Source organism: Rathayibacter sp. VKM Ac-2929, assembly GCF_022815495.1.
GTDB classification, from domain to species: Bacteria; Actinomycetota; Actinomycetes; order Actinomycetales; family Microbacteriaceae; genus Rathayibacter; species Rathayibacter festucae.
The window spans coordinates 287118-308588 of sequence record NZ_JALGRV010000004.1; the positions used below are offsets into that span (position 1 = coordinate 287118).

Consider the following 21471-nt stretch of genomic DNA (forward strand, 5'->3'; position numbering starts at 1 on the left):
CGCGGCGCCCGCCCGATCGGGACGTTCCGGGCCGCTGGCTAGGCTCGAAGGCATGACCTCCGACATCTCCCGCGCGCCCACCGCCGTCGACCTCGTCGCCGAGCGGTGGGTCGACACCCTCGTCGAGCTCGAGCCCACCCTCGGCACCTCGATCGGCCGCGCCGAGGCGAACCGCCGACTCGGCGACCTGTCGCCGGAGGGCGTGGAGCGGGCGCGGACGGCGACGGCCGCCGCGCTGGCCGAGCTCGAGTCCGCCGTGCCGGTCGACGCCGTCGACGCCGTCACGGTCGCCGACCTCGGCGCCGACCTGCGGCTGTCGCTCGAGGCGCACGCGGCGCAGCTGCCGCTGCGCGATCTGAACGTGATCGCCTCGCCCGCGCAGGAGCTGCGCGACGTCTTCGACCTGATGCCGACCGACTCCGTGAGCGACTGGGAGGACGTGGCGGCGCGGCTCCTCGCGGTCCCGGCCGCGCTCGCCGGCTACGCGGAGACCCTCCGCGCGGGCATCGGCGCGGGAGTGACGCCGGCGCGCCGCCAGGTCGGCCTCGTCGCCGAGCAGGCCGAGACGATCGCCGGCCCACGGGGGTTCTTCGCCGCCCTGGCCGCCGACGCGGCTCCGGCCACCGGATCGCTGCCCGCATCCCTCTCGCTGCGGCTCGAGGAGGGCGCCCGTCGCGCCTCCGCGGCCTACGGCGGCCTGGCCCGGTTCCTCCGCACCGAGCTCGCCCCGGCCGCGACGGAGCAGGACGCGGTGGGCCGCGAGCACTACGCGCTGCAGTCGCGCCGCTTCCTCGGCGCGGTGGTCGACCTCGACGAGACCTACGAGTGGGGGATCGAGGAGCTCGCGCGGATGACCGCCGAGCAGGAGGCGATCGCCCGCGAGATCCTGCCCGGCGCGAGTGTCGCCGAGGCGATCGCGCACCTCGACACCGATCCCGCCCGCACCCTGCACGGCGTCGACGCGCTGCAGCGCTGGATGCAGGAGACCAGCGACCGGGCCGTGAGCGAGCTCGCGGGCACCGCCTTCGACATCCCGGACGAGCTCCGCCGCCTCGAGTGCCGCATCGCGCCGACCCAGGAGGGCGGCATCTACTACACCGGCCCGAGCGACGACTTCTCCCGCCCGGGCCGGATGTGGTGGTCCGTCCCGCCGGGCGTCACCGAGTTCGCCACCTGGCGCGAGCTGACGACCGTCTACCACGAGGGCGTCCCCGGTCACCACCTGCAGGTGGGTCAGGCCGTCTACAACCGCGCGAGCCTCAACACCTGGCGCCGCCAGCTCGCCGGCAGCTCCGGGCACGCCGAGGGTTGGGCCCTCTACGCCGAGCGGCTGATGGAGCGCTTCGGCTACCTGGACGACCCGGCCGACCGCCTCGGGATGCTCGACGGGCAGCGGATGCGCGCCGCCCGCGTCGTCATCGACATCGGCGTGCACCTGCAGAAGCGGATGCCCGGCTCGTCCGACGTCTGGACGGCCGAGTCCGCCCTCGCCTTCCTGCGCGCGAACGTCAACATGGACGACGCCTTCGTCCGCTTCGAGGTCAACCGCTACCTCGGCTGGCCCGGCCAGGCGCCCTCCTACAAGATCGGCCAGCGGATCTGGGAGGAGCTGCGGGACGAGGCGAGCGCGCGCGACGGGGCGGACTTCTCGCTCGCGTCGTTCCACCGTCGCGCTCTCGATCTCGGCGGTGTCGGGCTCGACACCCTCCGCGCGAGCCTCAGCGCCGGGGCCTGACCTCCGCGGGGCGGAGGCCGACCGATGGAATCCGCCAGGACACGCGGAACGGGGCCCTTCGAGATTGCTCTCACCCCGGTCGGTTCGATAGTCTGGAACGTCACCTTCGTGGCGCCGCCGTGCCCACGGTGCGCTGGAGATCCGGGACCACGGTCCGGGCTCTCGAGCTCCTCCCGGTCACGGCATCCCCATCACCTCCGCAGTGGTCACCACCGCGTCACGCCCTCGGGCGTGTCGGTGCCCGCCGCCCGATACCCATCCATCCTGGAGCATCCCTTAATGACAACCGCAACGACCGAAAAGGCAACCAAGCAGGTCGCGATCAACGACATCGGGTCTGCTGAAGACTTTCTTGCCGCGGTCGAAAAGACTCTGAAGTTCTTCAACGACGGAGACCTCATCGAAGGCACCGTCGTGAAGATCGACCGCGACGAGGTCCTCCTCGACGTCGGTTACAAGACCGAGGGCGTCATCCCCTCGCGTGAGCTCTCCATCAAGCACGACGTCGACCCCTCCGAGGTCGTCAACGTGGGCGACAGCGTCGAAGCCCTCGTCCTGCAGAAGGAGGACAAGGAGGGTCGCCTGATCCTCTCCAAGAAGCGCGCGCAGTACGAGCGTGCGTGGGGCGACGTCGAGAAGATCAAGGAGTCCGACGGTGTCGTCACCGGTTCGGTGATCGAGGTCGTCAAGGGCGGGCTCATCGTCGACATCGGCCTCCGCGGCTTCCTCCCGGCCTCGCTCATCGAGCTGCGCCGCGTCCGCGACCTCACGCCGTACCTCGGCCAGGAGATCGAGGCGAAGATCCTCGAGCTCGACAAGAACCGCAACAACGTGGTCCTGTCGCGTCGCGCGCTCCTCGAGCAGACGCAGTCCGAGAGCCGCACCACGTTCCTGAACAACCTGCACAAGGGTCAGGTCCGCAAGGGCGTCGTGTCCTCGATCGTCAACTTCGGTGCGTTCGTCGACCTCGGCGGCGTCGACGGTCTCGTCCACGTCTCCGAGCTCTCCTGGAAGCACATCGAGCACGCCTCCGAGGTCGTCGAGGTGGGCCAGGAGGTCACCGTCGAGATCCTCGAGGTCGACCTCGACCGCGAGCGCGTGTCGCTCTCGCTCAAGGCGACGCAGGAGGACCCGTGGCAGGTCTTCGCCCGCACCCACGCGATCGGTCAGGTCGCCCCGGGCAAGGTCACGAAGCTGGTCCCGTTCGGTGCCTTCGTCCGCGTCGCGGACGGCATCGAGGGCCTCGTCCACATCTCCGAGCTCTCGGGCAAGCACGTCGAGCTCGCCGAGCAGGTCGTGTCGGTCGGTGAAGAGGTCTTCGTCAAGGTCATCGACATCGACCTCGACCGCCGTCGCATCTCGCTCTCGCTCAAGCAGGCGAACGAGAACGTCGACCCCGAGGGCACCGAGTTCGACCCGGCGCTCTACGGCATGGCCACCGAGTACGACGACCAGGGGAACTACAAGTACCCCGACGGCTTCGACCCGGAGACCAACGAGTGGCGCGAGGGCTTCGAGTCCCAGCGCGAGGCCTGGGAGCAGGAGTACGCCGCTGCTCAGGCTCGCTGGGAGGCCCACAAGGCCCAGGTCGCCAAGTCGCAGGAGGAGGCCGCCACGGTCTCCGAGGGCGTCTCGGTCGGCGGCGGCTTCACGAACACCGAGTCGGCTGCCGGCGGCGGAACCCTCGCCGACGACGAGTCGCTCGCCGCACTGCGCGAGAAGCTGTCCTCGAACAACTGATCGCATCACCACCACGACGAACGGCCGGTCCCCTCGGGGGCCGGCCGTTCGGCGTTGCAGCCGGAGCGAGGTCTCCCTGCATGCTGATCGAGCAGGCCGCGGAGCGGGCGTATCGAGATCCGCCCCCGCCCGGTGTGCAGCGCCGCTCGTTAGGCTTGACGGGTGCATCTCGCAGCCCTCACCGGAGGCATCGCCTCGGGCAAGTCCACCGTCGCCCGCCGTCTCGCCGAGCTCGGAGCCGTCGTCGTCGACGCCGATAGGCTCGCCCGCGAGGTGGTCGAGCCGGGGGAGCCCGCGCTGGCCGCGATCGTCGAGCGGTTCGGCCCGGAGACCCTGCGCGCCGACGGCTCGCTCGACCGAGCGGCGCTCGGCGCGATCGTCTTCGCCGACTCCGCCGCCCGCCAGGACCTCAACGCGATCACCCACCCGGCGGTGTCGCTCCGCTCGCAGGAGCTGTTCGCCGCGGCGGCCGCCGCCGACCCCGCGGCGATCGTCGTCTACGACGTCCCGCTTCTGGCCGAGTCGCGCGGCGCGGGGGAGTTCGACGAGGTGATCGTCGTCCACGCCCCGCAGGAGACGCGCATCGAGCGCCTCATCGACCTGCGCGGCATGACCGAGGCCGACGCCCGCGCTCGCGTCGGCGCGCAGGCGAGCGACGAGGACCGCCTGGCCCTCGCGGACGCCGTGATCGACGCCTCCGGAACGCTGGAGGAGACCCTGAGCCAGGTCGACGCGCTCTGGGAGCGGCTGCGCCGCCCCTCAGTCTGAGCGCATCCGGCGGCGGGAGACGGTCAGGCCCTGCTCCTACAGTGGGAGGGCCGCAGCACGGGGGACGGCCCCAGCACGATCGCCGAGCGGAGGGGTACGACGCATGAGCGCTTCCGGAGCACGCCCGCCCGCCTCCGACTCCCGGCGCCTCCTGCTCGCCTCCGGGGCGGGCGTCCTGCTCGGTGCGGGCGCGGGAGCGGCCGCGGGGGCGCTCACCGGCCGGACCGGACCGGCTCCGGTCCAAGTGATCAGCCGTCCCGCCGGGACGTCCCGCATCGTCGACGTGCACGACCACCTCGACGAGTCGCTCCCCGCGGGTGCCGCTCGCGACACCGCTGCCTGGCAGGCGGCGCTGGCCGCCGCCGCCGTGCCGGAGGACGGGGTCGACCCGGCCGAGCACCACGCCGTCGTCACCGCACCCGGCGGGAGCTTCGTCGTCGACGAGACGCTCGACTGGGACGCCCGGGTCAGCATCGACGGCCACTGCGAGATCCGCTACACCGGCTCCGGCCCCGCCCTGCAGACCGTCGGACCCGTGCTGCAGTCCTCCGCCGCCGGCTACACCCGCCAGCACCAGACCGTGCTGAGCGATCTGCACCTGATCGGCGACGGCTCGAACACGGGCATCGCCGTGAGCGCACCGTCCCACCTGCGCGAACCCGGGCCGAAGCCCGCCTACCTCTCGTTCGCGAACGTCGTCGCGCGCAGCTTCGACACGGCGGTCGAGCTCGGGTCGCACGCCTATCTGCTCGAGTTCCGCTCGTGCTCGTTCCAGGGGAACCGCGTGGGAGTCGTGGCGGTCGAGGACGCCGTCGATTCGGGCGAGCGCATCGCGTTCCAGGGCTGCGACCTGACCAGCAACACCGAGAGCGCGCTCCAGATCCACGGCGACCAGGAGTTCTTCGTCGACCAGTGCTCGTTCGACACCTTCTCGACGAACCAGGGCCGGGCGGTCACGATCTCGCGTGGACAGGCCCACTTCTCGCACTGCCACTTCGAGATGCAGATCCCCGACAACCACGGCTGGTTCGAGCTGGACGGCTGGGGCGCCCTGCTCTCGCTCACCGACTGCCGCTTCCTCGTCAGGGCTCGGAAGGAGGTCGACGGTGACGCCGAGCGCGGACTGATCCAGTTCTCCGGGGCAGGAGGCCAGCGGGCCGTCGTCCGGGGCGGGCAGTTCCAGGGCGGCAACTCGCGGCTGCCCTTCCTGGCGCGCGGCGACGGCGTCCTGACGATCTCGGACACCTCGGCGCTGCCCTCGACCGCGCTGCGGTTCCACGCGGCCGAGCGGATCCGCGGTGTGCTCGATCCGCACGGCTCGCGCTCGGTGCTCGCCGACGACTGGACGGCCGAGGGCGGGGCGTCCGTCGCGCCGGGGGACTCCCCGGTCGCGGGGCTCCGTGCGCTCGCAGTCGAGGACGGGTCGGGCTCCGGCGCGGTCCACCTCTTCGTGCCGATCGCCGCCGGAGCGCGGGTGCTCGCGTCGCTGGACGCGCTCTACGAGGGCTCCGGATCCGTCGCGATCGATCTGGGCTTCTCGACCGCGCGACGGGCCGACGGCCTGGGTCGGGACTGGTACTCGGCGACCGACGTCTCGGCCCGGGACTCCTTCGCCGGCGTCCGCCTCGACGACGCCTACTCCCTCCCCGCGCCGGAGTGGGCGGTCTGCGCGGTGCTCCGCGTGCGCACCGACGGCATGGCCGCGGGCGACCGCCTCCACCTGCGCGACCTGCGCGTCTCCCGCCTCTGATCGGGCGCCCTCCTGATGGTCTGTCTGCAGACTCGGCTTCCGGCGCCGGTGGATCTCGGTACGCGCGCTGCGCGCGCTACTCGATCAGCATGCAAGTGGCAGGTCCATGCTGGTCGAGCAGCCCCGCAGGGGCGTATCGAGACCCGGCGGCCCCCGCAGGGCAGTCTGCGGCCGGGGTCGGCGCGAGCCCCGTTCGCCGTCGGCGCAGGGCCGCCCCGATGTCGGTGGTCGCGGTTACGCTTCGAGCATGGAGCCAACCCGTGCCGTGCACCCCTTCGAGGTCATCAGCGAATACCAGCCGAGCGGTGACCAGCCCGGAGCCATCGCCGATCTGAGCGCCCGGATCAACGCCGGCGAGACCGACGTCGTCCTGCTCGGCGCCACCGGTACCGGCAAGTCGGCGACCACCGCCTGGCTCGTCGAGGCCGTCCAGCGGCCGACCCTCGTCCTCGCGCACAACAAGACGCTCGCCGCGCAGCTCGCCAACGAGTTCCGCGAGCTCTTCCCCAACAACGCGGTCGAGTACTTCGTCTCCTACTACGACTACTACCAGCCCGAGGCCTACGTCCCGCAGACGGACACCTTCATCGAGAAGGACAGCTCGGTCAACGCCGAGGTCGAGCGCCTGCGGCACTCGACGACCAACTCGCTGCTCAGCCGGCGCGACGTCATCGTCGTCTCGACCGTCTCCTGCATCTACGGCCTCGGCCAGCCGGAGCAGTACCTCGAGGCGATGGTCGCGCTCCAGGTCGGCCAGCGGGTCGACCGCGACCGCCTGATCCGCAAGTTCGTCTCGATGCAGTACGCCCGCAACGACGTGGACTTCGCCCGCGGCACCTTCCGGGTCCGCGGCGACACGATCGAGATCATCCCGATGTACGAGGAGCTCGCGATCCGCATCGAGATGTTCGGCGACGAGATCGAGGCGCTCTACACGCTGCACCCGCTCACCGGGAACGTCGTGAAGAAGCTCGAGTCCGTCTCCGTCTTCCCCGGCTCGCACTACGTCGCCAGCCAGGACGTCATGCACCGCGCCATCGACACGATCCAGCAGGAGCTCGAGGTCCGCCTCGCCGACCTCGAGAAGCAGAACAAGCTCCTCGAGGCGCAGCGCCTCCGGATGCGGACCACCTTCGACCTCGAGATGATGCAGCAGATCGGCTTCTGCTCCGGCATCGAGAACTACTCGCGCCACATCGACGGACGCGAGTCCGGCGAGGCGCCGCATTGCCTGCTCGACTACTTCCCCGACGACTTCCTCGTCGTCATCGACGAGTCGCACGTCACCGTGCCGCAGATCGGCGCGATGTACGAGGGCGACGCCTCGCGCAAGCGCACCCTGGTCGAGCACGGCTTCCGGCTGCCCTCGGCGATGGACAACCGCCCGCTGAAGTGGGAGGAGTTCAAGGGCCGCGTCGGCCAGACCGTCTACCTCTCGGCGACCCCCGGCCGCTACGAGATGGGGATCGCCGACGGCATCGTCGAGCAGATCATCCGCCCGACCGGCCTGATCGACCCCGAGATCGTCGTCAAGCCGACCAAGGGCCAGATCGACGACCTGCTCGAGGAGATCAAGCTCCGCACCGAGCGCGACGAGCGCGTGCTGGTCACCACCCTCACGAAGCGGATGGCGGAGGAGCTCACGGACTTCCTCACCGAGGCCGGAGTCCGGGTGCGCTACCTGCACTCCGACGTCGACACGCTGCGACGGGTCGAGCTGCTCTCCGAGCTGCGCGCGGGCGTCTACGACGTCCTCGTCGGCATCAACCTCCTCCGCGAGGGCCTCGACCTGCCCGAGGTGTCGCTCGTCGCGATCCTCGACGCCGACAAGGAGGGCTTCCTCCGCTCGTCGACCTCGCTCATCCAGACCATCGGCCGCGCCGCGCGCAACGTCTCGGGCGAGGTGCACATGTACGCGGACAAGATGACCGACTCGATGAAGCTCGCGATCGACGAGACCGACCGCCGGCGCGAGAAGCAGGTCGCCTACAACCTCGACCACGGCATCGACCCGACGCCGCTGCGCAAGAAGATCGCCGACATCACCGACGCGCTCGCCCGCGAGGGAGCCGACACCGCGAAGCTCCTGGCCGGCCGCGACGCCAAGAAGAAGAGCCCGACGCCGAACCTGCGCCGCCAGGGTCTCGCCGCGAACGGCGGCAACGACCTCGAGGCGATCATCGCCGACCTCAACGGCCAGATGCTGCAGGCCGCCGGCGAGCTGAAGTTCGAGCTCGCCGCGCGCCTGCGCGACGAGGTCTCCGAGCTCAAGCGCGAGCTGCGGCAGATGGAGAAGGCCGGGCACCTGTCCTGACCGATCCGGGCCGGCCCACGCGGGCCGGCCCACCGGTGCGGGCGGCGTCGACGAGCGCAAGTCGCGGGGTGCGGGATCAGCGGCCAGCGAACGCCCCGGGCGATGTCGGTGGCTCCGCATACACTTTCGAGGTGTCGATCCTGAACGCCGTTACGGACCCTTCCACCACCCCCTCACCCTCCTTCCACCGCTTCGTCTCCTCGCTGGACGAATCGGTGTCGAAGCTGGTGGTGAGCGGGGCCAGAGTGCACAACCTGCGCGATGTCGACCTCGAGATCCCCCGTGACTCGATGGTCGTCTTCACCGGACTGTCCGGGTCGGGCAAGTCGTCGCTCGCCTTCGACACGATCTTCGCCGAGGGCCAGCGCCGCTACGTCGAGTCGCTCTCCGCCTACGCGCGGCAGTTCCTCGGCCAGGTCGACCGGCCGGACGTCGACTTCATCGAGGGCCTCAGCCCGGCGGTGTCGATCGACCAGAAGTCGACCAACCGCAACCCGCGCTCCACCGTCGGCACGATCACCGAGATCTTCGACTACATGCGCCTGCTCTGGGCCCGCATCGGGATCCCGCACTGCCCCGTCTGCAGCGAGCCGATCTCGGCGCAGACAGTGCAGCAGATCGCCGATCAGCTGATGGAGCTGGAGGAGGGCACCCGCTACCAGATCCTCAGCCCGGTCGTCTCGCAGAAGAAGGGCGAGTTCGTCGACCTCTTCAAGGAGCTGACCGCGGGCGGCTACTCCCGCGCCATGGTCGACGGCAAGCTCATCCAGCTGAGCGAGCCGCCGGTGCTGAAGAAGCAGTACAAGCACGACATCTCCGTCGTCGTCGACCGCCTCGTCGCCGGCCCGGACATCCTCGGCCGCCTGACCGACTCGCTCGAGACGGCGCTGCGCCTCACCGACGGCATCGTGCAGATCAACTTCGTCGACGGCGAGGGCGACGGCGCGTGGACGACGTACTCCGAGAAGCTGTCCTGCCCCAACAACCACCCGATCTCGCTCACCGAGATCGAGCCGCGCACCTTCTCCTTCAACGCCCCTTTCGGCGCCTGCCCCGAGTGCTCCGGCCTCGGCACGCGGATGTCGGTCGACGACGAGCTGCTGCTCGGCGACCCCGACCTCAGCATCGCCGAGGGCGTCATCATCCCGTGGACCACCCAGGGCAAGGGCCTCTTCCAGTACTACGAGAAGCTGCTCGACGGCCTCTCCCGCGACCTCGGCTTCAAGCTGACCACCCCCTGGAAGCGCCTCAGCTCGGAGGTGCAGCAGGCCGTGCTGCACGGCGACAACTTCGAGGTCAAGGTCAAGTGGAAGAACCGCTACGGCCGGGAGATGAGCTACACCTCCGGCTTCGAGGGCGTCGTGCCCTACATCGAGCGGCAGTACGTGCAGGCCGAGACCGACGTGCAGCGCTCGCGCTGGGCCGAGTTCCTCCGCGAGGTCGCCTGCCCCGTCTGCAAGGGCTCGCGCCTCAAGCCCGAGGTGCTCGCCGTGCTCGTGCACGGCGCGAGCATCGCCGACGTCGCCGACCTCAGCCTCGGCGACGCCCAGTCGTTCATGAGCGAGCTGCAGCTCACCCCGCGCGAGGCCACCATCGCCGCGCAGGTGCTCCGCGAGATCCGCGCGCGCCTCGACTTCCTGATCGAGGTCGGGCTCAACTACCTCAACCTCTCCCGTGCGGCCGGCTCGCTCTCCGGCGGCGAGGCCCAGCGCATCCGGCTCGCGACCCAGATCGGCTCCGGTCTCACCGGCGTGCTCTACGTCCTCGACGAGCCGAGCATCGGTCTGCACCAGCGCGACAACCGCCGGCTGATCGACACCCTGATCAAGCTGCGCGACCTCGGCAACACCCTGATCGTCGTCGAGCACGACGAGGACACCATCCGCACCGCCGACTGGATCGTCGACATCGGCCCCGGCGCCGGCGTCAACGGCGGCCGGGTCGTGCACTCCGGCTCCTACGAGTCCCTGCTCGAGAACACCCACTCGCTCACCGGCGACTACATCGCCGGCCGCCGCTCGATCGAGCTGCCGAAGAAGCGCCGCAAGATCGACCGCAAGCGTGTGATCAAGGTCGTCGGAGCCAACGCGAACAACCTGCAGAAGGTCGACGTCGAGTTCCCGCTCGGCACCTTCGTCGCGGTCACCGGAGTCTCCGGCTCGGGCAAGTCGACGCTCGTGAACGACATCCTCTACCGGGTGCTCGCCAACCAGCTCAACGGCGCCCGCAAGGTGCCGGGCAAGCACACCCGCGTCACCGGACTCGAGAACCTCGACAAGGTCGTGCACGTCGACCAGAACCCGATCGGGCGCACCCCGCGCTCCAACCCGGCGACCTACACCGGCGTGTTCGACCGCATCCGCAACCTCTTCGCCGAGACCACCGAGGCGAAGGCCCGCGGCTACCTGCCCGGCCGGTTCAGCTTCAACGTCAAGGGCGGGCGCTGCGAGGCCTGCTCGGGCGACGGCACGATCAAGATCGAGATGAACTTCCTGCCCGACGTCTACGTCGCGTGCGAGGTCTGCGGGGGAGCGCGCTACAACCGCGACACCCTGACCGTGCACTACAAGGGCAAGAACATCGCCGAGGTGCTCGACATGCCGATCGCCGAGGCGGCCGAGTTCTTCGAGCCGATCACCTCGATCCACCGGTTCCTCAAGACCCTGGTCGAGGTCGGCCTCGGCTACGTCCGGCTCGGGCAGAGCGCGACCACGCTCTCCGGCGGCGAGGCGCAGCGCGTGAAGCTCGCCACCGAGCTGCAGCGCCGCTCGAACGGGCGCAGCGTCTACGTGCTCGACGAGCCGACCACCGGTCTGCACTTCGAGGACGTCCGCAAGCTCCTGCTGGTGCTCAACGGCCTCGTCGACAAGGGCAACACCGTCATCACGATCGAGCACAACCTCGACGTCATCAAGTCGGCCGACTGGCTGATCGACATGGGTCCCGAGGGCGGCGCGGGCGGCGGCCAGGTCGTCGCCATCGGCACCCCCGAGCACGTCGCGAAGGTCAAGGAGAGCCACACCGGCACCTTCCTCGCCGAGATCCTGCCGTGACGCGGCTCCGCCTCGCCGGTCGTCCCCGGAGGGCCGGGGGAGCGGGGGCGCGGGCATGACGCAGACCGTCGACTTCCGGCCGAAGCCGGGCGAGATCCCGACCCTCCCGGGCGTCTACCGCTTCAAGGACGCTCGGGGCCGGGTCCTCTACGTGGGCAAGGCGAAGAACCTCCGCGCCCGGCTCAGCAACTACTTCGCTCCGCTGCCGAGCCTGCACGAGCGCACCCGGCGGATGGTCACCTCGGCGTCCGGCGTCGAGTGGACCGTGGTCGGCACCGACGTCGAGGCGCTGCAGCTCGAGTTCACCTGGATCAACGAGTTCGATCCCCCCTTCAACGTCAAGTTCCGCGACGACAAGTCGTACCCGTACATGGCGGTGACCCTCGGCGACGAGGCGCCGCGGGTGATGGTGACCCGCAATTCGAAGATCCGCGGGGCGCGGTACTTCGGCCCGTACCCGAAGATCTGGGCGATCCACGAGACGATCGAGCTGATGATCAAGGCGTTCCCGATCAGGACCTGCAACGACTCCAACTACAAGCGGGCGATGCAGAGCGGGAAGCCCTGCTTCGCCTCGCAGATCGGCCGCTGCGGCGGTCCGTGCTCGCACCGGGTCACCTTCGCGGAGCACCGGGCGATCGTCGACCGCTTCGTCGCGTTCATGGGCAGCCACGACCGCAAGATGATCGGCGAGCTCGAGCGCGAGATGCGCGAGGCCGCCGAGGCGATGCAGTACGAGCGCGCCGGCAAGCTGCGCGACCAGGCCGCGGCGCTCGACGCCGTGCTCGCCAAGAGCGCGGTCGTGCTGAAGGACAACGTCGACGTCGACCTGTACGCGATCGTGCACGACGAGCTGGCCGCCTCGGTGCAGCAGTTCCGCGTGCGCGGCGGCCGGATCCGCGGTGAGCGCGGCTGGGTCGTCGACAAGGAGCTCGACATGAGCACCGCCGAGCTCGTCGACACGGCCCTGCAGGCGGCCTACGAGGGCGGCGACATCCCGCCGCGCGAGGTCGTCGTGCCCGAGCTGCCCGACGACTCCGAGGCGCTCGAGGAGTGGCTGGGCTCCCTCCGCGGTGCCAACGTCCGTCTGCGCGCCGCGCAGCGGGGCGACAAGGCGGCCCTCCTCGAGACCGCGACGCAGAACGCCAAGCACTCGCTGATGCTCTACAAGACCCGGCGCTCCGCCGACTTCACCGCGCGCACACAGGCCCTGGAGGACATCCGCGACGCGCTCGGCATGGCCGAGGCCCCGCTGCGGATGGAGTGCTACGACGTCTCGCACCTCAGCGGCACGAACATCGTCGCGTCGATGGTCGTCTTCGAGGACGGCCTGGTGCGCAAGGACCAGTACCGACGCTTCAGCATCGCGGAGTCCACGGACGACACCGAGTCCCTCCACCAGGTGCTCACCCGGCGCCTCGCCTACCTCAAGGAGCCGACCGAGCCCGCCGAGGTCGATCCCGAGACGGGGGAGGCCAAGCGGCGCAAGTTCTCCTACCCGCCGAACCTGCTGATCGTCGACGGCGGGCAGCCGCAGGTCGCCGCGGCCCAGCGCGCGCTGGACGAGTCCGGCGTCACCGGGATCACGCTCTGCGGGATCGCCAAGCGGCTGGAGGAGATCTGGCTGCCCGACTCCGACTTCCCGGTGATCCTGCCGCGCAACAGCGACGCGCTCTTCCTGTTCCAGCGGATCCGTGACGAGGCGCACCGCTTCGCGATCACCCACCAGCGTCAGCGGCGCAAGCGCGACATCTCGTCGCAGCTGGCGGAGATCCCGGGGCTGGGCGGGACGCGGGTGCGCGATCTGCTGAAGCACTTCGGCTCGGTCACCAGGCTGCGCGAGGCGAGCGACGCCGAGATCGCGGAGGTCAAGGGCATCGGGCCGACGCTCGCCGCCGCGATCCACGGGCACCTGCATCCCTGAGGCACCACGGTCCTGCGGTGGGCGGGTCTCGATACGGCCCTGCGGGCCTACTCGACCAGTATGAAGTGCTCGCTCGACCGGCAGGGGTGCTCGCGTGGAGGGCACGCGGCCGCTCCATGCTGATCGAGCAGCCCGCGCAGCGGGCGCATCGAGATCCCCCCTCCGCCGGGTGCTCCGCTCAGGGCCACACCCTAGGCTGGAGGCCCGCCCTCCCCGAAGGAGGGTCCGCGACCACCCCACACGAGCACGGAGACCCCATGAGCACCGAGAGCGAGCAGCAGAACGTGCTGATCGTCACCGGGATGTCCGGAGCCGGACGATCCACCGCTGCCAACGCGCTGGAGGACCTCGGCTGGTACGTGGTCGACAACCTCCCGCCGCAGATGCTGCGCCCGCTGGTGGACCTCGCCCAGCGCGCGGGTGACACCGTGCCCAAGGTCGCGGCCGTCGTCGACGTCCGCGGGCGGGACTTCTTCGCCGACCTCGGCGAGATCGTGCGCGAGCTGCGCGTCGGCGTCGATCTGCGCGTCGTCTTCCTCGAGGCCGCCGACGCCGCTCTCGTCCGCCGCTTCGAGCAGGTCCGCCGCCCGCACCCGCTGCAGGGGCGCGGCACGCTCCTCGACGGCATCTCCGCCGAGCGGACCCGCCTGGCGCAGCTGCGCGAGTCGGCCGACATCGTGATCGACACCTCCGACCTCAATCCGCATCAGCTCGCGACCACGATCACCACGCGGTTCGCCGAAGCCGGCCGCGCGGGGCTGCAGATCACCGTGATGAGCTTCGGCTTCAAGTACGGCCTGCCGACCGACGCCGACATGGTCGCGGATGCGCGCTTCCTGCCCAACCCGTACTGGATCCCGGAGCTCCGCCCGCACACCGGTCTCGACGAAGAGGTGAGAGACTACGTGCTGGCCCAGCAGGGCGCGGAGGAGTTCATCGACTCCTACTCGCGCGCCCTCCGGCCGGTGCTCGACGGCTACCAGCGCGAGAACAAGCGCCACGCGACCATCGCCATCGGCTGCACCGGCGGCAAGCACCGCTCGGTCGCCGTCGCCGGCCGCGTCGCGGCCCGACTGGCCGAGCTGCCGGGTGTCGCCGTCAACGTGGCGCACCGCGACCTCGGCCGAGAATGATCCCCGCGCGCTCCGCCGCGCACCCGACGTAAGGAAAGAAGACTCCGTGGCCCTCACTGCAGATGTCAAGGGCGAACTGGTCGCGATCGTCTCGCGCAAGAACACCGTCCGTGCCGCTGAACTGGCGACCATCCTCCGCTTCTCCGGAGGACTGCACATCATCTCGAACCGCCTCGCGGTCGAGGTCGAGCTCGACTCCGCCCCCCTGGCCACCCGCGTCCGCCGCGACCTCGCCGAGCTCTACGGCGTCCGCAGCGAGGGCAGCATCGTGTCCGCCGGCGGCTCGCGCCGCACCACCAGCTGGCTCGTCCGGGTCGTCGAGGGCGGCGACACCCTCGCCCGCCAGACCGGTCTGCTCGATCAGCGCGGCCGTCCCGTCCGCGGACTGCCGAACCGGCTGACCACCGGCACCCGCGAGGAGCTCGCCGCCGTCTGGCGCGGGGCCTTCCTCGCGCAGGGCTCGCTCACCGATCCCGGCCGCTCGGCCGCCCTCGAGGTGATCTGCCCCGGCAACGAGGCGGCGATGGCGATCGTCGGAGCGGCGGGCCGCCTCGGCGTCCAGGCCAAGTCACGCGAGGTGCGCGGCGTGCACCGCGTGGTCGTCCGCGACGGCGAGAGCATCAGCGCGATGCTCACCCTGATGGGCGCGACCTCCACCGTCGCGAGCTGGGAGGAGCTGCGCCAGCGCCGCGAGGTGCGGGCGACCGCCAACCGCCTGGTCAACTTCGACGACGCGAACCTCCGCCGCTCCGCCCAGGCCGCCGTCGCCGCCTGCTCCCGGGTCGAGCGCGCGATGGAGATCCTCGGCGAGGACATCCCCGAGCACCTCCGCTACGCCGGCCGGCTCCGGCTCGCCCACCGCGACGCCAGCCTCGACGAGCTCGGCCACCACGCCGACCCGCCGATGACGAAGGACGCGGTCGCCGGCCGCATCCGCCGCCTGCTCGCGATGGCCGACAAGCGCGCCACCGACCTCGACATCCCCGGCACCGACGCGAACCTCCCCGCCGAGCTCCAGGACCTCTGAGCCCCGCGCGATCCGAAGGGCCGTCAGACGCGCGAACGCTGAGTGTCTCCTGGTTGAACGGAGGAAACGCTCCGAGTGCGGAGGGCGGCTCTCACTAGACTGGAAAGGTCGCTCAGGACACCCCGGCACACCCTCCCGCACAGCGGTGAGGGGCCGTGAGACCCGGCGGATCACTGAGGTCGACGACCACGAACAGGAGATCGCACATGGCTGACTACACGCTCGCCGAACTGCCCTACGACTACTCGGCTCTCGAGCCGCACATCAGTGGACGGATCATGGAGCTCCACCACGACAAGCACCACGCGACGTACGTGACCGGGGCGAACACCGCCCTCGCCGCGCTGCAGGAGGCTCGCGACAGCGAGAACCTCGCGAACGTCAACAAGCTCCAGAAGGACCTGGCGTTCAACCTCGCCGGTCACGTGAACCACACCGTGTTCTGGAACAACCTCTCGCCCGACGGCGGCGACAAGCCGACCGGCGAGCTCGCCGCGGCGATCGACGAGAACTTCGGCTCCTTCGACAAGTTCAAGGCGCACTTCACCGCCTCGGCCCTCGGCATCCAGGGCTCCGGCTGGTCGATCCTGGCCTGGGACTCCCTCGGCCAGAAGCTGCTCATCGAGCAGCTCTACGACCACCAGAGCAACCACGCCGCCGCGACCGTGCCGGTCCTGCTGCTGGACATGTGGGAGCACGCCTTCTACCTCGACTACGTCAACGTGAAGGCCGACTACGTCAAGGCGTTCTGGAACATCGTGAACTGGGCGGACGTCTCCGCGCGCTTCGAGAAGGCCCGCCAGAACACTTCCGGCCTCCTGCTACTGTCGTAGCGATTCCGGCGTCCCGGGTCCCGATCCGGGACGCCGCTCTCGCAGCGATCCACACCCTCCACTGCACCGTCGAGGTGCCCTTCCTCTCCAGGAGATATCTGTGTCCGTCAAGATCGGCATCAACGGCTTCGGCCGTATCGGCCGTAACTTCCTCCGTGCGGCCCTCGCCAAGGGCAGCGACCTCGAGATCGTCGCGGTCAACGACCTCACCGACAACAAGGCGCTCGCGCACCTCCTGAAGTACGACTCCATCACCGGCCGCCTCGACGCGACCGTGGAGCTGGACGGCGACAAGATCGTCGTCAACGGCAAGCCGATCATCGTGCTCGAGGAGCGCGACCCCGCGAACCTCCCCTGGGGCGAGCTGGGCGTCGACGTCGTCATCGAGTCGACCGGTCGCTTCACCAAGTCGGAGGATGCGCGCAAGCACATCACCGCCGGCGCCAAGAAGGTCATCGTCTCGGCTCCCGCCACCGGCGACGACGTCGCGACCATCGTCCTCGGCGTCAACGAGGGCACCTACGACCCCCAGGTCCACGACATCGTCTCGAACGCGTCGTGCACCACGAACTGCCTCGCGCCGCTCGCCAAGGTCCTGCTCGACAACTTCGGCATCGAGCGCGGTCTGATGACCACGGTCCACGCCTACACCGCCGACCAGAACCTGCAGGACGGCCCGCACAGCGACCTGCGTCGCGCGCGCGCCGCCGCGGTCAACATCATCCCGACGTCGACCGGTGCCGCCAAGGCCCTCGGCCTCGTCATCCCCGAGCTCGTCGGCAAGCTCGACGGCTACGCGCTGCGCGTCCCGGTCCCGACCGGCTCGATCACCGACCTCACGGTCGAGCTGTCGAAGTCGGCCACGGTCGAGGAGATCAACGCGGCCTACAAGGCCGCCGCCGAGGGCGACCTCAAGGGCATCCTCAAGTACACCGAGGACCCGATCGTCTCGAGCGACATCGTCACCGACCCGCACTCCTCGATCTTCGACGCCGGCCTGACCAAGGTCATCGGCAACCAGGTCAAGGTCGCCTCCTGGTACGACAACGAGTGGGGCTACTCCAACCGCCTCGTCGACGTCGCCGAGCTCGTCGCCGGCAAGCTCTGAGTCACGACTCCGTGACGAGTGACACCGTGACGCTCCGCACTCTGGACTCACTGGGCTCCCTCGCCGGCACGCGCGTCGTCGTCCGCTGCGATCTGAACGTCCCCCTGAAGGACGGAACGATCACGGACGACGGCCGCGTGCGCGCGTCGGTGCCCACGCTCCAGCGGCTCGTCGCCGAGGGCGCCCGAGTCGTGGTCGTGAGCCACCTCGGCCGCCCCGACGGCGCCCCCGACTCGAAGTACAGCCTCGCGCCGGTGGCGGAGCGCCTCGGCGAGCTGCTCGACGCCCCCGTCTCGTTCGCCGAGGACACCGTCGGCGAGGCGGCCTCCGCCGCGGTCGACGCCCTCGAGGACGGCCAGGTCGTCGTGCTCGAGAACCTCCGCTTCAACCCGGGGGAGACCAGCAAGGACGCGGACGAGCGCCGCGCCTTCGCCGAGAAGCTCGCCGCCTTCGGCGACGCGTTCGTCTCGGACGGCTTCGGCGTCGTGCACCGCAAGCAGGCGAGCGTCTACGAGCTCGCCCAGCTGCTGCCCAGCGCCGCCGGAACCCTGATCGCGGCCGAGCTCGAGGTCCTGGACCGCCTGACCGAGAAGCCGGAGCGCCCCTACACGGTCGTCCTCGGCGGCTCGAAGGTCTCGGACAAGCTCGGCGTCATCGACCACCTGCTCCCGCGGGTCGACTCGATCCTCATCGGCGGCGGCATGCTCTTCACCTTCCTCAAGGCCCAGGGCCACGAGGTCGGCAAGAGCCTGCTCGAGGCCGACCAGATCGACACCGTCCTCGGCTACCTCGCGAAGGCGAAGGAGCTCGGGGTGGAGATCGTCGTCCCCACGGACGTCGTCGTCGCCTCGAAGTTCGGAGCCGACGCCGAGTACGTGACGGCCCCCGCCGACGCGATCGAGGACACCGCCTTCGGCGCGGACGGCCTCGGTCTCGACATCGGGCCCGACACCGCGAAGCGGTTCGCCGAGGTCGTCGCGGCCTCGAAGACCGTGTTCTGGAACGGCCCGATGGGCGTCTTCGAGCTCGAGCCGTTCGCGGCCGGCACGAAGGCCGTCGCCCAGGCCCTCACCGAGGTCGACGGACTCAGCGTCGTCGGCGGTGGAGACTCGGCCGCCGCGGTGCGCGCCCTCGGCTTCGAGGACGGGCAGTTCGGCCACATCTCGACGGGAGGCGGAGCCAGCCTCGAATTCCTCGAGGGGAAGCGCCTCCCCGGACTGGAGGTCCTCGGATGGCAGTGACATCCCGCATCCCGCTCATCGCCGGCAACTGGAAGATGAACCTGGACCACCTCCAGGCCATCGCCTTCGTGCAGAAGCTCGCGTGGAGCCTCAAGGACGCCGACCACGACTTCGACGGCGTCGAGGTCGCGGTGTTCCCGCCGTTCACCGATCTGCGTCCCGTGCAGATCCTCGTCGACTCCGACAAGCTGCCGCTCAAGTACGGCGCGCAGGATCTGTCGAAGTTCGACAGCGGGGCCTACACCGGTGAGATCTCCGGCCAGTTCCTCAAGCAGCTCGACTGCGACTACGTCATCGTCGGCCACTCGGAGCGTCGCACGCTCCACGGCGAGACCGACGCGGACATCGCTGCGAAGACGGCCGCGGCCGTCAAGCACGGTGTCCCGCCGATCGTCTGCGTCGGCGAGACCGCCGAGGACCTCGAGAAGCACGGCCCGTCCGCGGTGCCGGTCGCGCAGCTGAAGGAGGCCCTCACCGGCCTCCCCGCGGACGCCGACCTCGTCGTCGCGTACGAGCCGGTCTGGGCCATCGGCTCCGGCCAGGCCGCCACGCCCGAGCAGGCCCAGCAGGTCTGCAAGGCCCTCCGCGACGTCGTCGCCGACATCCTCGGCGCCGACACCGCGGCGAAGACGCGCATCCTCTACGGCGGCTCCGTCAAGTCCGGCAACATCGCCGGCTTCATGCGCGAGCCCGACGTCGACGGCGCCCTCGTCGGAGGCGCCAGCCTCCAGGTCGAGGAATTCGCTGCGATCGCGCGCTATCGGAACCACGTAGGCGTCTGACGCTCTGCATCTGAAGGGGTGGGCCCAAGGGCCCACCCCTTCAGTCGTTCCGGCGGCAGACGTCCGGGAGCGGTTCCGACAGCACGTGATCGTCCACGCCGCTCCCTGCGCGGCGTGGCGCAGTCGGCTCTTCGAAGTGGTCGCGTCCCGTAGAGCGTCCTGCGTCCAGCCACGACGATTCGCTGGTACGCGAATCGCCGGTTGCCCTCGTCGCCGCACGGCTGGTCGTCTACTGGACTTCCGACCCGGCGGTACTTCTCACCCAAGGGCTGGTGGGGGGCCTCGCGCTGTCGCGGGCGGAGGGGATGGCCTCGTCGCGGCGACAGGCGCGGGTCTGGCGGGCGCTCCGCAGGAGCGCGGGAAGGCGCCGCGACGAGGCCATCCCCTCCGCCCCTCACCAGAAGCCCTCGCGTATACAGCGGACGGAACACAGGGCGTCGCGATTCCCCGGGGGTTCGCAGGCGCCGTTATACTCGTCGAGGCGTGCAACGCGCCAGAACTTCGAAAGGTACCGCGTGGACATCCTCCAGGTCGTGCTCCAGGTCGTCCTGGGCATCACGAGCCTCCTGCTCACCATGCTGATCCTGCTCCACAAGGGGCGCGGCGGCGGACTGTCCGACATGTTCGGCGGTGGAGTCACCTCGAACCTCGGTGCCTCGGGCGTCGCAGAGCGCAACCTGAACCGCATCACCGTGATCCTCGGCCTCGTCTGGCTGGCCTGCATCGTGGTGCTCGGTCTCATCACCAAGTTCGACACCGGAGCATAGGGGTAAACGGAATGGCATCAGGCGGCAGTGCAATCCGCGGTTCGCGCGTCGGCGCGGGACCCATGGGCGAGCAGGACCGGGGCTACCACGCGGAGCGCGTCGCGGTCTCCTACTGGGACGCCCTCGGCAACGAGACGGTGCGCCACTTCTCGGCGGCCCTCCCCGAGGACGAGATCCCCGAGGTGATCGACTCCCCGCAGTCCGGTCTCCCCGCCGGGCGCGACCGGGCGAACCCGCCCCAGGTCGCGAAGTCGGAGCCCTACAAGACGCACCTCGCGTACGTGAAGGAGCGCCGCACCGAGGCCGAGGCCGCTCAGCTCCTCGAAGAGGCGCTGCAGCAGCTGCGCGCCCGCCGGGGCACCGCGACCCCCTCCTGAGCACCGCCGGCCGCAGGGCCGGTGCAACGACGAAGGGCCCGTCCTCCAGAGGAGGCGGGCCCTTCGTCGTTCCCGGACGAGCCGGGGGAGAGCTCAGTAGCTCGGCGCGATCAGCGACTCGGGCACCTCGGCCGCGGCCTCCTGGTCGACGAAGAACACCGTGCGCTTGCGGCCGAACGCGCCGGCTGCCGGCACCTCGTTCGTGCTCGCGCCCGCGAGGGCCAGCCCGAGGGCGGACGCCTTGTCGGCGCCGGCGAGGACCATCCAGATCCGGTCGGACTGGTTGATCAGCGGCAGGGTGAGCGTGAGGCGCTCGGGCGGCGGCTTGGGGGAGTTGCGGACCGCCAGCACTCCCGGCTGCGGGTGGCGGATGGCCGAGCGCTCCGGGAAGAGCGAGGCGATGTGGCCGTCGGGGCCGACCCCGAGGAAGGTGATGTCGAAGCGCGGATAGTCGCGGCCCTCGGTCGCGTGCGCGCGGAGCTCGGCGTCGTAGGCCGCGGCCGCGCCGTCGAGGTCGAGGCCCTCGTCGGACGCAGGGTAGGAGTGCACGTTCTCGGCCGGCACCTCGAGGCGCTCGAAGAGGTCGCCCGCCTGGACGTCGTTGCGGTCCTCGTGGCCGCGGGGCACCCAGCGCTCGTCGCCCCACCAGAAGTGCACGCGCGTCCAGTCGACGTTGCCCGCGGCGGAGGAGCCGCCGATCTCCTTGAGAGTCGCCGCCCCCATCGTCCCGCCGGTGAGGACCACGTTCGCCGTGCCCAGGTCGTCGAGGATGTCGATCGTCTTCGTCAGGAAGCGCGCGGCGACCGAGCCTGCGAGGGTCTGCTTGTCTCGGTGGACGAGCACACGGCGGTCAGTGGTCATCGGGGTCTCCTTCGGGTCGGTCGCCATCGGCGGATGGCCGTCTCCCCGGCCGCCGCGC

General features: G+C 70.4%; 16 protein-coding genes. 15 read left to right on the top strand and 1 reads right to left on the bottom strand.

The genetic code is table 11. The features are described from left to right. Positions 1-52: 52 nt before the first annotated feature. The 15 genes from MT355_RS13915 (at position 53) to MT355_RS13985 (ending at position 20552) form a co-directional block, all read left to right on the top strand. A complete protein-coding gene (locus tag MT355_RS13915; RefSeq protein ID WP_243599971.1) occupies positions 53-1735 on the top strand; it encodes a DUF885 domain-containing protein in 1683 nt (560 codons plus the stop codon). 279 nt (positions 1736-2014) lie between these two features. Continuing rightward, a complete protein-coding gene (gene rpsA, locus MT355_RS13920) occupies positions 2015-3475 on the top strand; it encodes a 30S ribosomal protein S1 (RefSeq protein WP_123446259.1) in 1461 nt (486 codons plus the stop codon). 162 nt (positions 3476-3637) lie between these two features. After that, positions 3638-4243: a dephospho-CoA kinase gene (gene coaE, locus MT355_RS13925; RefSeq protein ID WP_243599972.1), complete on the top strand. Its 606-nt coding sequence runs from the start codon at positions 3638-3640 to the stop codon at positions 4241-4243. Positions 4244-4346: 103 nt separating this feature from the next. Beyond that, complete coding sequence (locus tag MT355_RS13930) at positions 4347-5993, top strand: hypothetical protein (RefSeq protein ID WP_243599973.1); 1647 nt, start codon at positions 4347-4349, stop codon at positions 5991-5993. A 247-nt stretch (positions 5994-6240) separates the two neighbouring features. Further along, entirely contained in the window at positions 6241-8307 is a 2067-nt protein-coding gene (gene uvrB / locus MT355_RS13935) for an excinuclease ABC subunit UvrB (protein WP_123446262.1), read from the top strand. A 203-nt stretch (positions 8308-8510) separates the two neighbouring features. Continuing rightward, positions 8511-11360, top strand: coding sequence for an excinuclease ABC subunit UvrA (gene uvrA, locus MT355_RS13940; protein ID WP_160091347.1), 2850 nt, complete (start codon positions 8511-8513; stop codon positions 11358-11360). Positions 11361-11415: 55 nt separating this feature from the next. Next, positions 11416-13284: an excinuclease ABC subunit UvrC gene (gene uvrC, locus MT355_RS13945; protein ID WP_243599974.1), complete on the top strand. Its 1869-nt coding sequence runs from the start codon at positions 11416-11418 to the stop codon at positions 13282-13284. Positions 13285-13541: 257 nt separating this feature from the next. Beyond that, complete coding sequence (gene rapZ, locus MT355_RS13950; protein ID WP_123446264.1) at positions 13542-14417, top strand: RNase adapter RapZ; 876 nt, start codon at positions 13542-13544, stop codon at positions 14415-14417. A 46-nt stretch (positions 14418-14463) separates the two neighbouring features. Beyond that, positions 14464-15444: a DNA-binding protein WhiA gene (gene whiA, locus MT355_RS13955; RefSeq protein WP_123446265.1), complete on the top strand. Its 981-nt coding sequence runs from the start codon at positions 14464-14466 to the stop codon at positions 15442-15444. Positions 15445-15650: 206 nt separating this feature from the next. Then, positions 15651-16277, top strand: coding sequence for a superoxide dismutase (locus MT355_RS13960; protein ID WP_123446266.1), 627 nt, complete (start codon positions 15651-15653; stop codon positions 16275-16277). A 100-nt stretch (positions 16278-16377) separates the two neighbouring features. Beyond that, complete coding sequence (gene gap, locus MT355_RS13965) at positions 16378-17385, top strand: type I glyceraldehyde-3-phosphate dehydrogenase (protein ID WP_123446267.1); 1008 nt, start codon at positions 16378-16380, stop codon at positions 17383-17385. Positions 17386-17411: 26 nt separating this feature from the next. Then, positions 17412-18626: a phosphoglycerate kinase gene (pgk, locus tag MT355_RS13970; RefSeq protein WP_133962530.1), complete on the top strand. Its 1215-nt coding sequence runs from the start codon at positions 17412-17414 to the stop codon at positions 18624-18626. Continuing rightward, entirely contained in the window at positions 18617-19408 is a 792-nt protein-coding gene (gene tpiA / locus MT355_RS13975; protein ID WP_243599975.1) for a triose-phosphate isomerase, read from the top strand. The genes pgk and tpiA overlap by 10 nt, the downstream gene beginning before the upstream one ends. 515 nt (positions 19409-19923) lie before the next feature. Continuing rightward, positions 19924-20175 (top strand): preprotein translocase subunit SecG, encoded by a 252-nt coding sequence (gene secG / locus MT355_RS13980; protein WP_123733087.1) that lies wholly within the window; start codon positions 19924-19926, stop codon positions 20173-20175. A gap of 11 nt (positions 20176-20186) precedes the next feature. Further along, entirely contained in the window at positions 20187-20552 is a 366-nt protein-coding gene (locus MT355_RS13985; RefSeq protein ID WP_123446271.1) for an RNA polymerase-binding protein RbpA, read from the top strand. 93 nt (positions 20553-20645) lie between these two features. Here MT355_RS13985 and pgl read toward each other — a convergent pair whose 3' ends face one another. Further along, positions 20646-21413 carry a 6-phosphogluconolactonase gene (pgl, locus tag MT355_RS13990; RefSeq protein WP_123735998.1) on the bottom strand — a complete coding sequence of 256 codons (768 nt, stop codon included), beginning with the start codon at positions 21411-21413 and terminating at the stop codon, positions 20646-20648. Between the last annotated feature and the right edge of the window lie 58 nt (positions 21414-21471).